Source organism: Carboxylicivirga mesophila, from assembly GCF_018271975.1.
Lineage (GTDB): Bacteria > Bacteroidota > Bacteroidia > Bacteroidales > Marinilabiliaceae > Carboxylicivirga > Carboxylicivirga mesophila.
The window spans coordinates 60,609-74,034 of the sequence record NZ_JAGUCN010000014.1; the positions used below are offsets into that span (position 1 = coordinate 60,609).

Annotated in this window: 13 protein-coding genes; 3 read left to right on the forward strand and 10 right to left on the reverse strand. The window is 41.1% G+C overall.

Annotation, left to right across the window (positions count from 1 at the left end; translation table 11 throughout):
* Positions 1 to 48: 48 nt before the first annotated feature.
* The 8 genes from KEM09_RS12865 to KEM09_RS12900 form a co-directional block, all read right to left on the reverse strand.
* Positions 49 to 2,193, reverse strand: a complete 2,145-nt coding sequence (locus KEM09_RS12865) for a xanthine dehydrogenase family protein molybdopterin-binding subunit (RefSeq protein ID WP_212228870.1) — start codon at positions 2,191 to 2,193, stop codon at positions 49 to 51.
* Positions 2,190 to 2,669 carry a (2Fe-2S)-binding protein gene (locus tag KEM09_RS12870; RefSeq protein ID WP_212228872.1) on the reverse strand — a complete coding sequence of 160 codons (480 nt, stop codon included), beginning with the start codon at positions 2,667 to 2,669 and terminating at the stop codon, positions 2,190 to 2,192. The genes KEM09_RS12865 and KEM09_RS12870 overlap by 4 nt, the downstream gene beginning before the upstream one ends.
* 46 nt (positions 2,670 to 2,715) lie before the next feature.
* On the reverse strand, positions 2,716 to 3,201 hold the full coding sequence (locus tag KEM09_RS12875; RefSeq protein WP_212228874.1) for a hypothetical protein: 486 nt from the start codon (positions 3,199 to 3,201) through the stop codon (positions 2,716 to 2,718).
* Positions 3,202 to 3,318: 117 nt separating this feature from the next.
* A complete protein-coding gene (locus tag KEM09_RS12880) occupies positions 3,319 to 4,932 on the reverse strand; it encodes an XdhC family protein (protein ID WP_212228876.1) in 1,614 nt (537 codons plus the stop codon).
* A 127-nt stretch (positions 4,933 to 5,059) separates the two neighbouring features.
* The gene (locus KEM09_RS12885) at positions 5,060 to 5,317 is read right to left on the reverse strand and encodes a hypothetical protein (RefSeq protein WP_212228878.1); all 258 of its coding nucleotides are present in this window, start codon (positions 5,315 to 5,317) and stop codon (positions 5,060 to 5,062) included.
* 7 nt (positions 5,318 to 5,324) lie between these two features.
* Positions 5,325 to 6,614, reverse strand: a complete 1,290-nt coding sequence (locus KEM09_RS12890) for a permease (protein WP_212228880.1) — start codon at positions 6,612 to 6,614, stop codon at positions 5,325 to 5,327.
* Positions 6,615 to 6,733: 119 nt separating this feature from the next.
* Positions 6,734 to 7,306 (reverse strand): helix-turn-helix domain-containing protein, encoded by a 573-nt coding sequence (locus tag KEM09_RS12895; protein WP_212228882.1) that lies wholly within the window; start codon positions 7,304 to 7,306, stop codon positions 6,734 to 6,736.
* 7 nt (positions 7,307 to 7,313) lie between these two features.
* Positions 7,314 to 7,961, reverse strand: coding sequence for a cation diffusion facilitator family transporter (locus tag KEM09_RS12900; protein ID WP_212228884.1), 648 nt, complete (start codon positions 7,959 to 7,961; stop codon positions 7,314 to 7,316).
* A gap of 208 nt (positions 7,962 to 8,169) precedes the next feature.
* Between KEM09_RS12900 and KEM09_RS12905 the strand changes: the two genes are divergently transcribed.
* On the forward strand, positions 8,170 to 8,964 hold the full coding sequence (locus KEM09_RS12905) for a cation efflux transmembrane domain-containing protein (RefSeq protein WP_212228886.1): 795 nt from the start codon (positions 8,170 to 8,172) through the stop codon (positions 8,962 to 8,964).
* 26 nt (positions 8,965 to 8,990) lie between these two features.
* Here the strand turns inward: KEM09_RS12905 and KEM09_RS12910 are convergent, their stop codons facing one another.
* The gene (locus tag KEM09_RS12910; RefSeq protein ID WP_212228888.1) at positions 8,991 to 9,851 is read right to left on the reverse strand and encodes a histidinol-phosphatase; all 861 of its coding nucleotides are present in this window, start codon (positions 9,849 to 9,851) and stop codon (positions 8,991 to 8,993) included.
* 184 nt (positions 9,852 to 10,035) lie between these two features.
* On the opposite strand from KEM09_RS12910, the gene KEM09_RS12915 reads away from it, so the two are divergent.
* A complete protein-coding gene (locus tag KEM09_RS12915) occupies positions 10,036 to 11,613 on the forward strand; it encodes a peptide chain release factor 3 (RefSeq protein ID WP_212228890.1) in 1,578 nt (525 codons plus the stop codon).
* A gap of 124 nt (positions 11,614 to 11,737) precedes the next feature.
* Positions 11,738 to 12,169, forward strand: a complete 432-nt coding sequence (locus KEM09_RS12920) for a thioesterase family protein (protein ID WP_212228892.1) — start codon at positions 11,738 to 11,740, stop codon at positions 12,167 to 12,169.
* Positions 12,170 to 12,220: 51 nt separating this feature from the next.
* On the opposite strand, the gene KEM09_RS12925 is transcribed toward KEM09_RS12920, so the two are convergent.
* Entirely contained in the window at positions 12,221 to 13,300 is a 1,080-nt protein-coding gene (locus KEM09_RS12925) for a YncE family protein (protein ID WP_212228894.1), read from the reverse strand.
* Between the last annotated feature and the right edge of the window lie 126 nt (positions 13,301 to 13,426).

The following is a 13,426-nucleotide window of genomic DNA, read 5'->3' on the forward strand; positions in this document are numbered from 1 at the left end:
CTTAAAACAAAAGGCCGTTGTGTCATCAACAGCCTTCTGATATTTGTTTTAAGCCAGTGCCTCCAAAATGCGTTGAGGCGTTATTGGCATCTGATTGACACGTGCTCCGCAGGCATGATAAACCGCATTGGCTATGGCACCACCAACCGTTATTATAGCTGGCTCTCCTCCACCTTGAGGAGGGGCATTCATATCATCTACAAAAACACATTCGATTGGAGGTGTTACAGCAAATTTGGCAATATCATAAGTATCAAAATTCTGTGTTTCAACGGCTCCTCCGGTAAATTCGATATCCTCGTAAAGGGCATAGCCTAATCCCATAGTCAGACCGCCCTCGGTTTGCACAATGGCACCGTGCGGATTGACTACCTGCCCCATATCCTGGGCACACACCATTCTTAATGGCCTTACTACTCCCGTTTCAGGATTTACTTCCACCTCGGCCACCAATACCACAATGGTGCCTGCATCAGCACCAATAGCTATCCCGCAACCACGATTAGCACCCGTTTTAGCTGCTGTATAGCCAAAGGTTTCTTTTGCCAGTTGTAAAGTCTTTCTTATTTTCGGATCTTCAATATTAAGCAAGCGGAATTCTAACGGATCCATACCTAGACTATCAGCCACAACATCAATATGCGATTCGCGGGCAAAAGTAGTAGTGTTATTACCAGGTGCACGCCAGGCGCCGGTAGCAAACGGATGAACATTCTTACCGTTAAATACTTGTGTTTTAACATTCGGAATATTGTAAAAATCCTGTGTTCCCCTTGGGCCAGCGCAATAAATATCAAAATTCCAAGCACTTAACCGACCATTGTTTTGCACACCGGCTTTGACCTTAACAACGGCCGCCGGGCGAAACCAGTCATACATAAACTCTTCCTGGCGCGACCAGGCCACTTGCACGGGCTTACCAGTCAATCTGGCCAGTTTGGCACATTCAATAGCCTGTTGATTATATATCTTACCACCAAACCCACCACCAATAAATATTTGCTTAATATGCACCTTTTCAAGCGGAATATTTAATGCATCAGCAACAGCTTCGCGGGTTCCAAAAGGGGTTTGTGTTGAGGCCCACATCACGAGCTTATCGCCTTCAAACTTTGCTGTGGCCGCATGTGTTTCAATGGAAGCATGGGCCTTGTAGCCATCTAAATAGTTCGCTTCTACAATATTCTCAGCTTCCTGTAAACCTGCTGCTACATTCCCTTTTTCTTCTGTGGTTCTGCTTGAATCAGCTGTTTGTAATATATGCTCAAAGATGCTGATTGTATCCGCTTTGGCTTCAGGAATATCCCATTCAGCTTTCATCTTAACCATGGCTTCTTCAGCAATTAAGGGGTCATTATGCAAGGCGGCGACTAATCCATCTTCATTAATAATTGTAACCCCTGGAATACTCTGTGCACGCGACACATCCAATGATTTTAAACCAGCACCGTGGGCCGGCGGCCTTTTTAGATAAGCGTACAGCATGCCGGGCAACTGAATATCTGATGTATATACAGCTTGTCCTGTGACCTTTTTAATAGCATCGGTACTGATGATTGGTTTTCCGATGGTCTTAAAATCTTCTGCTTTCTTTAGTTTCGGCGGTGCACTAATGGTTTTAACGATCTTTTGACCCTTTGTCAATTCAGCATAACTCACTTTACGCTTTGCATCTGTTTTTGAAACAATAAAGCCATCCTTATTCATCAATTCACTTTCGGCACACTGCAGCTGAATACTTGCCAACTTTAGCAATTCGGCCTTTGCTTCGGCAGCAGCAGCGCGCAAAAGCGGATCGAAAAAGCGAGTGGTCAATGAGCCCCAGGTACCTGCATCGTATGGACACAGCTCGGTATCCCCCATCACCATATTGATGGTGTTCATTGGTATCTCTAGTTCCTCGGCCAATACCTGCGCCAATGATGTGATAACACCCTGCCCCATCTCAATTTTACCGGTATAGCAATCAACGGTGCCGTCTTCTTTAATGCGTAAATAAGCATTCAAGTCCAGTTCTTCATCACTGCGCTTATCATGATCATCTTCTGAGCGTGATTTAAATGCAAATGAACTAAGAGAAAAAACGATGATTAAACCACCTCCCAGTTTCTTAATAAAATTACGTCGGTTAATGCTCCGAACCGGTCGATCGACATTGTCGAAATAGAGTTGATGTATTTGATTCTCTTTCATTTGTTGCTTCCTCCATTCATTTGTTTAGCTGCTGATTCTACGGCGTCTGTAATGCGACGATATGAGCCACACCGGCACAAGTTTTCGTTCATACCTTCTATTATTTCTTCCCGGCTGGGGTTAGGATTATTATTTAATAAACCCACAGCGTTCATAATCATACCCGGGGTACAATAGCCACACTGCTGCGCATCATGCATAACGAATGACTCCTGCACAGGATGCAGCTTATCACCAATAGCCAGGCCTTCGATAGTAGTCACCTGCCTGCCCGCCACCTCGCTCACAGCCATACCACATGAACGCATGGCTTCACCATCTACAAGAATGGTGCATGAGCCACAAAAACCTATACCACAGCCATACTTGGTACCTGTTAAACCCAGTTTAGTGCGCAAAACCCACAATAAAATATCGTTGGGATTAGCTTCAACCTTAACTGTTTTATTATTAAGAGAGAATGAAATCTGTTCCATAGTTTCTATGTTTATTTTATCTGGTAGTGTTCAACTACTAAGGTAGTTAATTATTTAGTTCTTTACTATAAAGCCAGTTCATCACACAGTTATGTACAGGTAGTAACTTCTCAGGCTTTATCACAAGCGTTTGATTGGATGACTCTAATATAAAGTTATGATCGATATCCATACAGTTGCCCGATAGCTTTTTGTCGGGATTATGTATCTCAATAAGCTTAACAAATAAGCTTTTAAGGGTATCGTATTCTTGCTGGTTAATGATTAGCTCTAATTTTCGCCGGTCAATAGCATCTTTATATTTAAGCTGATAGGTGGAGTCATTTTTTTGTCTCTGAATACGTAAAACACTCTTTCCAAAAGTGGTTGCCGCATAACCTCCATGATGAGGAATTGTTACTTTTACATGACCACTTTCGAAAATGCTTGCTAATTGATCAGTCATTTGGGAGAATGCCGATTGCTGATGGACCCAACTCACCAAACTAAGCAACAACAGCAATAACGGATAATGAGTCATCTGAGATTTCATACATTTAGTATTGACTTAAACCTGAATATCTAAAGTTAATCATTAACCACTTAACAAATCAAATTTAATACCTATTTCAATGGCGCATGGATAAAAACACAATTACTTCAATCCATCCTACTTATCCTTTAAACGTCCCAGAGCTTCGTTGTATTCTTCCCTGTTATCCAAATCTATGACAACTTCATCCGATTCAATTTCAAGATATTCTATATCATCGGCATGCTGGTGAAATAGTTGCCGTAAGCCAATATTAGGATCCAATTGATAGATCTGCTCCTGGTATTTGCTACTAATCAATACCGGATGGCCTTTTTTGCCATTGAAAACAGGCACAACCAATCCTTTATCACTTTTTCTATAGGCATGAATCAGGCGATTGATTGTTGAAGACTGAACGAAGGGTTGATCGCCCGGTAAAACAAGAAATGCACCAAAACCATTGACCGCTCTAACACCGCACTGAACCGATGAAAGCATCCCACTGGCATAACCTTCATTGAAAGCTACCTGCACCGGCAGATGATTTATCTTTTGGGAAATTTGCTCTGCATTTGCTCCTGTCACCACAACTGCATGATTCACTTTTGAATGCAGCGACGCATCCACAACGGTTTCAACGATGGTTTGCCCGCCAAAAGGCAGTAGCATTTTGGCCGCATTCATCCGTTTACTCATGCCGGCAGCTAATATAATCATTGCCACATCCTTTACTGACGCTTTAAAATGACGCACCTGCACCAGCTCTGCCGCAATACTCACTGCTATTTCCTGAACCGTTTTCGCACCAATATCCAAACCAATAGGAGAATAAATAGCATCCAGTTCAGCCTGCGTGGCTAAGTTCTTATTCAGCAAATCATCTTTAATAATCTGCACCTTGCGTTTACTGCCTATCATACCTATATAGCCGGCATCTGATTGCAGGCAAGCCAGCAGGGCAGCGTAATCGGTTTTATGTCCCTGCGTGACAATGACTAAATATGTGTCGGGTGTTGGCTGTAACTTTTTGATGTTATCGCTTAGGTCGCCAAGTATCAGTTGCCGGGCGTCAGGCAACATGGTTTCATTAGCATATTCAGGTCGGTTATCCAGCACAGTTACTTCAAAGCCAAGCAAGGAGCCCATGTGACATAATGCTTGTCCAATATGGCCCGCACCAACTATAATGAGCCTTTGTGGGGGGCTAAGCCATTCAACCAGCACGTGCACATTATCCACCTTGGTATAGCAAGTTGTTTGATGCTGATGACACCTTACCACGTATGGCCTGTAAGGCATTAAGTCATCATCCAGTGTTTCCTTATCTTCCTGCCAATAACGCCTAATACCCTTTTGCTCATCTACAAGTGTGATTAAATGACCAGATTTACCATGCGTTAACGAACTGTTCATCCGGAAGAAAGCCTCGACCTGCTTCTCAGGTGAAAAATCCAGAACAAAACTGGCTTCACCGCCACAAATGGCACCTGCCTCATCATCTATTGTAGCCGTATAATTGATGGTTCGCAGCAAATGATGCTTATCGGCTGCATGACTGCAGGCAAGCCGCTCGGCTTCAGCTTCAAGAATACCTCCGCCTAATGTTCCTTTTAGTAAACCTTTCTGATTAAATATAGCTGAAGCTCCCGGTACCTGAGGCGCTGAGCCTTTCTTACAAATCAGGGTTCCAAGGATAACGGACTGTTCTTGTTCGATTAATTGAAGTAGATCTTGATAAATATTAAGCATAACTGGATGTAGAATATGCCTAAATTTACTTTAATCGTACGAATTAAAAAAGTCAGTCGGCAGAGGTGAAACTGTTCTGCTGGTTCATAACATTCTTTAAATTAAAATTCATGAGACCAGCAAACCATTAACATTTTCCTCTGGCACAGGGACTATTGGTAATAAAAACACCGAAAGCCAAACCCATTAATACATTCTGCATGGCCGTATCACTCCAGAAGATAAGTTTCACGGCATCCTGCTCAATAATAAACAAAACATAACCGATGAAGGCTCCTATTACGGCATATAAAACGGTCTTCTTAAAATGCGGTGACGTAAGTAAACGTTTCAGCCAGTTCCCCTCCTGCTCAATTTCAAGCTTCTTAAATTTAAATGGTTCCATGCAGTTTTTATTTACAATTATAGCCTAAGGAGTTGATTAGTTCTTTCACCACATCCAGCTCAATCTTTCCACCTTCAATTGTTACCGTTTTATTAGCCAGATTCACCTTTGCACTATCAATAAAATCAAGCTTTTCGAGGTTACTTTCAACATTGGATTTGCAATGATTACAAGTCATTCCATCTACCTGGATAACTTTGGCTGTAACAGGTGCAAAAGTAAACTGAGTGGCTGTCTGCTGATTAATAACCGGCGCAACTGTTTCTGCCGGTTTTGCTGACTTATATCTCTGATAATACCCATTGATGATGAGTAACAACAGAACAATGCCCGATGCAATCTGCCACCAGCTTAAGCCTTCGCCATGCTGATGCCCCAGATGCTGGTTAGCTATCTGCGTAAACCACTCGAGTGGTAATACATAATCAATCAGCATACCAGAGGCCAGTGCACCAAAAATGATTGTACCAAGATATGCCAATAAACTACGCTTTCCCATTACTTTCCCAATCATAGTAATGGTGGCCGCATTAGTGGCCGGACCAGCCATCAGCAACACAAAAGCTGCTCCGGGACTGATGCCTTTGAGTATTAAAATAGCCGCTAAAGGAATTGAACCGGTTGCACAGATATACAAAGGCACTGAAACCAGTAAAATCATCAACATCTGCATAACCGGTGGCATATTCAACAGCTCGAAAAAGTTGTTGGGTATTAATGCTGAGATAATGGCAGCCAGCACCAAACCAATTATCAACCATTTGGATATATCCTGAATGAACTCCACGAAACCATATTGAAATACGGCTTTGAATTTTTGGGAGATGGTTTTATGCTTGCTTGTTGATTGATGAAATGCTTGAGTGTTGGGTTCATCAGCTGTGATAACACTGGTGATTAAACCTCCTGATATGCCGGTAACCAGTGCTGCCAGCGGCCTGATAATAGCAAAAGGTAAGCCCATCAGTGAAAAGGTAGCCAATATAGAATCTACACCAGTCTGCGGAGTAGAAATAAGAAACGAAACAGTACCTCCCTTTGATGCCCCGTTCTTATAAAAGGCTGCACCGGTAGGAATAACACCGCAAGAGCACAAAGGTAATGGAATACCAAACAGTGAGGCTAATACTGATGATTTAAAGGGGTGCCCGTTAAAGTACTTCTCTATCCGCTGCTTGGGTATAAAAGCATATAATAAACCTGCAAATAAAAAACCTAAAAGCAGATAAGGGGACATCTCACTGAGAATGGCAAAAAAATCTCCTAAAAATGAAAGTATGAATTCCGTGATTTTCATAATCCGTTTAAGTTATACAACTGGCGTAACCAGATGCGCTGTTACTAACAATACAAAATTAGTGCTAATCAGGTTCAGAAGGCTTACAGTTTTATGGATAAGAGTTACATCTTTTTGGTTTATACTCTATCCAATGGTTTACGCTTGTAATCCTTAAGTTGCTTGAAATGTGATGGTGTAAGCCCCGTAATCTTTTTAAACTGGCTAGATAAATGCTGTACACTACTGTAACCCAATTTCCAGGCAATCTCTTTTAACGACAACTCCCTGTAAGCCAACAACTCTTTGGCCTTCTCAATCTTTTGAAGAATGATGTATTTTTCAATGGTTAATCCTTCAACGGATGAAAACAACTTGCTCAGGTAAGAGTAATCATAGCCCAGGGCATTCGAAAGATAATCGGAGCTGTTAACAATCTCTTCTTCCGCTTCAGAATGATGTATTTTTTCGATTATCAGTGTTTTTATACTATCTATCAGTTGTCCCTTTTTATCATCAATCAGTTCAAAACCATTGCTCATAAGCACAGTTTTTACCTTATTCAAAGCGTCTGACGACAGCTCTTCACCCAACTCTACAATACCTAACTCAATCGATGTCACAGGCAGCTTTAATACCTCAAACTCCTCTTTCACTACTTTTATGCAGCGATTACAAACCATATTTTTAATATGCAGAATGGTCTTACTCATACAGCTGTTAATGATGATGGTGATGCTTATGTGATCGTGGCAAATCCAGTAAGGCTGCACCTGAATCTTTTAATAAACCAACCGACCACTTGATAATAACCAATGAACTGATAATGGCAGCTACAGTATCAATAAAAGGGATATCCCACTTCATGGCAGCCGTCAGACCAATAATAGCAGTTAAACTGGTTAGGGCATCGGCTATTACATGCAAATAGGCGGCTCTTATGTTATGGTCGGAATGCTCATGATCATGGTGCAATAAAAAAGCACTGGCAATATTAACTACCAATCCTATGATGGCTACCAGAATAGCTTCTTTATATACGATATCTGCCGGATGAAAGATACGCTCAATGGCTTCAACCATTATGACTAAAGCAAAAATCAGCAACATTAGTCCGCTGCTATAACCCGAAAGAGAAAGAATTTTTTTTGATTCTCCTTTGAAAGTTCCGGAAGCCGATAAACGCCTTACCAGAACATAGGCCAGCCAGCTTAACCCTATGGCCAGCACATGTGATCCCATATGTATACCATCTGCCAATAAAGCCATTGAATTGGTAGTGATACCATAAATAATCTCAACTACCATGGTAATAGCAGTTAATAAAACAACCCAAAGTGTTTTCTTTTCATGCCGATGCTTTTCCATATCTCTGCTTAACCTGAATCAACAAAACTAATGGCTTTCAACCGTTTTTCAAATACCTATATTTAGTGGTTTATCTATGAAGCAAACACTAGAATAAATAGTCACGAATAATAGCAACAGGCATCAGATGTACAATGTTTCATGCGTAATAATAGATTAGTTCGCGCATAAATAATATATTGCCAGACTTTAAAACGGTATAATTGACATGAATAAATCACGCTTCATCATCTCGAAAATGGACTGTCCCTCAGAGGAAAACCTCATTCGCATTAAACTGCAAGGTCTGCCGTGCATTAAACACCTGGAGTTTGATATAGCCCAACGACTATTAACCGTTTTTCATGAATGTGATGTTCAACATGTTGAAGCATCAATCATTGAATTAAACCTGGGCGGCAGCCATCTGGATACTGAAATAATAGACCATACTGTTTTTGGAGAACACGCCAACCAGCGTAAACTCTTATGGACTGTTCTTCTTATTAATTTTACTTTTTTCATCGTTGAAATGAGCTTTGGCTGGCTTTCTAAATCCATGGGTCTGGTAGCCGACAGCCTGGACATGCTTGCCGACGCCTTTGTTTATGGCATTAGCCTGCTGGCAGTAGGAGCAACAGTGGTGCGTAAAAAACAAGTGGCTCATCTGGCCGGCTATTTCCAGATTACACTGGCAATTATTGGCTTTATTGAAGTCCTGCGGCGATTCTTTGGTATTGAGCAACTACCCGATTTTTCAACAATGATAGTTGTTTCATCATTAGCATTGGTTGCCAACAGTATATGTCTTTACCTGCTGCAAAAATCAAAAAGCAAGGATGAAGCCCACATGAAGGCGAGCATGATTTTCACCTCCAATGACGTCATCATTAACCTGGGCGTCATAATCGCTGCATTATTAGTTAACTGGCTACAGTCTAACCTGCCCGATCTCATCATCGGAACCATTGTATTTTTGCTGGTTATACAAGGTGCCAGACGAATTCTTAAACTAGCTAAATAAAACCATCAATAACACCAAAATAAAAATTAACTCACTTTTACATCTGTCGCCACTAGGGTTACGGCCTGCCAGCTACCATCAATCAACTCGGTGGTATGTGAAAAGCCGGCTTCCAAAAGCAACTGTGCCACCTCATCGAAACCATTTACCAGTTTATCAGAATGATGTGCATCACTGTTAATGGTAATCGGAATATTCAGTTCTTTTATCTTGGCAAAATGTTCGGGGCCAGGAAACAAATGCCCGTCACGAAAATAAGCCTTGGTATTGATTTCCACAATAACACCCTTCTCTTTAATCAGTTCGAGGGTTTTATGTACTTCGTTAACGTACCACTGTTCATTTTCATCAAACAAATTTAAACGAACATTGTGCATCTTGATCTTATCCATGTGCCCAATGATATCGGGAGCAGTCCTTTCAATCATCTCACGTTGCAATTCATAATAACGAATAGCGGCTTGTTTAATATCTCCATCAAAACTCTCTTGCAGTCCTTGTTTAAATTCCTCTACCGGCGCATCAACGGCCCAGTGTGTACCATCGTTCATCTGACCAATAAAGTGCACCGAACCAACGACATAATCCAACTCTGCATTTGTGATTAAATCATGCTTAGCCGAAATCAGGTGCGGAATATAATCCACCTCCAGCGATTTATAAACAGCTATACGCCCTTCATATTTTGCTTTCAACTCCTCTACCTCGTTAAGGTAAGCAGGCAAGTTTTCAGCCCGCATATTCCAATCTGTCCAAAATGGCACAGGAGCATGCGATGAAATACCAATGGCATCCATCTTAAGTTCAATCGCTTTCAAAATATAATCCTCAATCCTGCCCTGACCGTCACAATAATCACAATGCCCGTGGTAGTTTGTCCATCCCATAATTCACTATAATATCAAAGGTTTAATCTCTTGCCTATATTTACTTTTAATTCAGAAGCAAAAATTATAAAATATCTTCAGACTAATGCAAAAAGTGGCTTAAATTTTAATTAAACAAATCTCTTCATGAAAAACATGAAATTGGCTTGATTGTTTAACTTTGCAGCTTGCAAAATTGAAGGACATGGGTTTTATTGATGAAATAAATAGAAGACGTACGTTTGCCATTATCAGTCACCCCGATGCTGGTAAAACAACGTTGACAGAAAAATTGCTTTTATTTGGTGGTGCGATACACGTGGCAGGTGCTGTTAAATCGAATAAGATAAAGAAAACAGCCACCTCTGACTTTATGGAGATTGAGAAGCAGAGAGGTATTTCTGTTGCCACCTCGGTAATGGGTTTCGAATACGATGGTTACAAAGTAAATATCCTTGATACACCCGGTCACCAGGACTTTGCCGAAGATACCTTTCGCACACTAACAGCTGTTGACAGTGTTATTATTGTAGTTGATTCGGCCAAGGGAGTTGAGGCTCAAACGCGTAAACTGATGGAAGTATGCCGTATGCGGAATACCCCTGTAATTGTTTTCATCAATAAACTTGACCGCCCGAGTAAAGATCCTTTTGATCTGCTGGATGAAGTTGAAGAAGAACTGAAAATTAAAGTACGCCCCTTGAGCTGGCCAATTGGTAATGGCCCACAATTTAAAGGTGTTTACAATCTGTTTGACGAAAGCCTTTACCTGTTTGAGCCCAGCAAGCAAGTACTTGAAGACGGCATCTCTGTAAAAGATCTGAATGATCCGGTACTGGCCGAACAGATTGGTGAGGAATCAGCTGAAATGATTCGTGAGGAACTGGAGCTGGTGAACGGTGTTTACCCTGAGTTTGAATCACAAACCTACCTGGATGCACAGGTGGCTCCTGTATTTTTTGGCAGTGCTTTAAACAACTTTGGCGTAAAGGAGCTGCTGGAGTGTTTCCTGAAGATTGCACCATCACCGCAACCTTCGCAAGCTGAAGAACGTGTAGTAGATGCCAAAGAAGAAAAAATGACCGGTTTTGTATTTAAGATTCATGCCAATATGGATCCCAACCACCGAAACCGTCTGGCTTTCTTAAAAGTTTGTTCGGGTAAATTCCAACGTAATACAAACTACCTCCACGTACGCCATGGCAAGAACATGAAGTTCTCAAGTCCTACAGCATTCATGGCCGAAAAGAAGTCAATTATTGATGAGGCTTATCCTGGTGATATTGTGGGGATACCTGATACAGGTAACTTTAAAATTGGTGATACATTAACATCGGGTGAAAAGCTCAACTATAAAGGTTTACCAAGTTTCTCACCTGAGCTTTTCCGTTACATTGAAAATGCCGATCCAATGAAGTCGAAGCAGTTGGCTAAAGGTATTGACCAGTTAATGGATGAAGGTGTTGCCCAGCTTTTTACCAGTCAGTTTAACGGGCGTAAAGTAATTGGTACTGTTGGTGCTCTTCAGTTCGAAGTAATTGAATACCGTTTACTACACGAATACGGAGCCAAGTGTCGTTATGAACCAATCAACCTATACAAAGCCTGCTGGTTGGAAAGCGATGATAAGGAACAATTGGAAGACTTTAAGAAACGTAAGTTACAATACATGGCTAAGGATAAGTTCGGACGTGATGTGTTTATGGCCGACTCAGCCTACATGCTTCAAATGGCCGAGAGTAACTTCAAGAATATTAAATTCCATTTCACTTCGGAGTTTTAAATGTTATAAATCATACAAAGAAGGTGAGTTTAAAAGCTCACCTTTTTTTTGTTGGGTTTATGCCCTGAAGGGGTTTATTTCCTGTAAAAAATAGAGTAAATTTATAGGATTAAGCCCTATTATTATGACCACAGATTGCGATAAAAAACATAAAGGTGCCCCGCCGAGTAATTATCACCTTTCGGTTGGCAGCCAAACAGAGCGAAATATTGTTGTGCACAAGGACGATTTGGCAACCTCATTAAGAACCGGTAAGGTGCCATTTATATCAACCGCTGCCATGATTGTGTATATGGAACAGTGCTGTGTGGCACTGATTGATCCTAACCTGCCGGTTGGCTACGATACGGTTAGTACAGAAATGAATGTACGCCATCTCCACACTGCCAAATTAGGTGAAGAGGTGGTTTGCCGGGCACATCTGAAGTTTATGGAAGGTAAGAAACTGTTTTTCGATGTAGCCATGGTGAATAAAAAAGGTGATTCCATTGGTATAGGTGCCCATGAGCGCTACATTGTTTGCCATAAAACGTTTGTTGATGAACATGGCGGATAAAAATAAAGGCTAACCACAAGTTAGCCTTTTCTATATTTTGTTTGTCAACCTTTAGAAGTTAAACCTGGTCATAATTGGTTTGGCACCAACCTTATAGACTTCTTTAGCACTCCACATATCTTCTGATTTTCCAAGCACTACCAACTCTCCGTTAGTTGTTAAAGCCATCAGGCGACGCCTGCGAGAATCGTAATCAATTCCTCTAAATGGCTCATTGGCATAATCACCTGTCACAATTGCAGCAGTAGAGAGCTCCTCTTCTTCGTCCTTATCAATATAGACTGAATTCTCACAAAGCTTACCATAAACGTAATACAGGGTGCGTCCATCGTTTGAAATTGTTAAGGGATGAGGCGAATCGGCCAACTTAGGACCTAAGTCAAAATCAATTGGTTCATTGGTCAGGTAAGTAGTATCACGTTTATCATCTTCTTCTCCGATTTCTTCTGTTACAAATTGACGGTCTAGTTTAATCAAACCTTGCGTATCACCATTGCAATACACCCATACTTTACGATCGATATCTACGACCATGTCAATGGGATTATTAAATACTAAATCAACCGTATCAACTTTAGCCTGGTTACTCATGTCAATTACGTGCACCTTGGCACCATCGCCACCGCCTTTACATGCCGCATACAGGTATTTTCCAGAACTTATAAGTTTTTTTGGACCTTGCGCCACTTCATAAGTTTTAACAATCGAATTGCTTTCCAGATCGTAGGCCGAAACATTTGATTCGCCATGCGCCACATAAATAATTGAGCCTCCGGTGGTCATTACATCAACTGGAGCAGTAAAATCTTCTATACTGCCGGCTCCTATAAAACCCTCCAGATTAATCATCTCAATACTGTTTTCAGAAGGAACCGCTACATAGGCAATTCCTTTTGTAAAATCAGAGGTCTTATTAATCGCCATGGCTGAGGCACCTGCACCAATGGCATTATAAATATCATTCTTGCACTCTTCGCGCTCGTAATTATAATAGCTGATACTGCCGTTGCTGGTTCCCTGATTTAAAATAAAAGCTCCCTGATGCTCTTCCAGGTTATAGATACTTACATCGTTACAGGCAGTAAAACCAAGGGCAGAAGCAAAGCCAAGGGCAATAAATAATTTCTTCATATGTCTATTCACTCTATGTTTCTTTATTAATGAGGCGCTTGCCTTATTTAAGCTACCAAAGATATTATTCCTTTTTTAAATATTGATAAGTCTCTTCTTTGTTTTTATTACAGAGGCCTAAAACCA

Excerpts from the sequence above, each read along its gene's own strand:
- KEM09_RS12875 (WP_212228874.1), bottom strand. The coding sequence starts at position 3,201 with ATGAAATCTCAGATGACTCATTATCCGTTATTGCTGTTGTTGCTTAGT.
- KEM09_RS12885 (WP_212228878.1), bottom strand. The coding sequence starts at position 5,317 with ATGGAACCATTTAAATTTAAGAAGCTTGAAATTGAGCAGGAGGGGAAC.
- KEM09_RS12920 (WP_212228892.1), top strand. The coding sequence starts at position 11,738 with ATGACCACAGATTGCGATAAAAAACATAAAGGTGCCCCGCCGAGTAAT.
- KEM09_RS12865 (WP_212228870.1), bottom strand. The coding sequence starts at position 2,193 with ATGAAAGAGAATCAAATACATCAACTCTATTTCGACAATGTCGATCGA.
- KEM09_RS12915 (WP_212228890.1), top strand. The coding sequence starts at position 10,036 with ATGGGTTTTATTGATGAAATAAATAGAAGACGTACGTTTGCCATTATC.
- KEM09_RS12925 (WP_212228894.1), bottom strand. The coding sequence starts at position 13,300 with ATGAAGAAATTATTTATTGCCCTTGGCTTTGCTTCTGCCCTTGGTTTT.
- KEM09_RS12870 (WP_212228872.1), bottom strand. The coding sequence starts at position 2,669 with ATGGAACAGATTTCATTCTCTCTTAATAATAAAACAGTTAAGGTTGAA.
- KEM09_RS12880 (WP_212228876.1), bottom strand. The coding sequence starts at position 4,932 with ATGCTTAATATTTATCAAGATCTACTTCAATTAATCGAACAAGAACAG.
- KEM09_RS12905 (WP_212228886.1), top strand. The coding sequence starts at position 8,170 with ATGAATAAATCACGCTTCATCATCTCGAAAATGGACTGTCCCTCAGAG.
- KEM09_RS12910 (WP_212228888.1), bottom strand. The coding sequence starts at position 9,851 with ATGGGATGGACAAACTACCACGGGCATTGTGATTATTGTGACGGTCAG.
- KEM09_RS12900 (WP_212228884.1), bottom strand. The coding sequence starts at position 7,961 with ATGGAAAAGCATCGGCATGAAAAGAAAACACTTTGGGTTGTTTTATTA.
- KEM09_RS12890 (WP_212228880.1), bottom strand. The coding sequence starts at position 6,614 with ATGAAAATCACGGAATTCATACTTTCATTTTTAGGAGATTTTTTTGCC.
- KEM09_RS12895 (WP_212228882.1), bottom strand. The coding sequence starts at position 7,306 with ATGAGTAAGACCATTCTGCATATTAAAAATATGGTTTGTAATCGCTGC.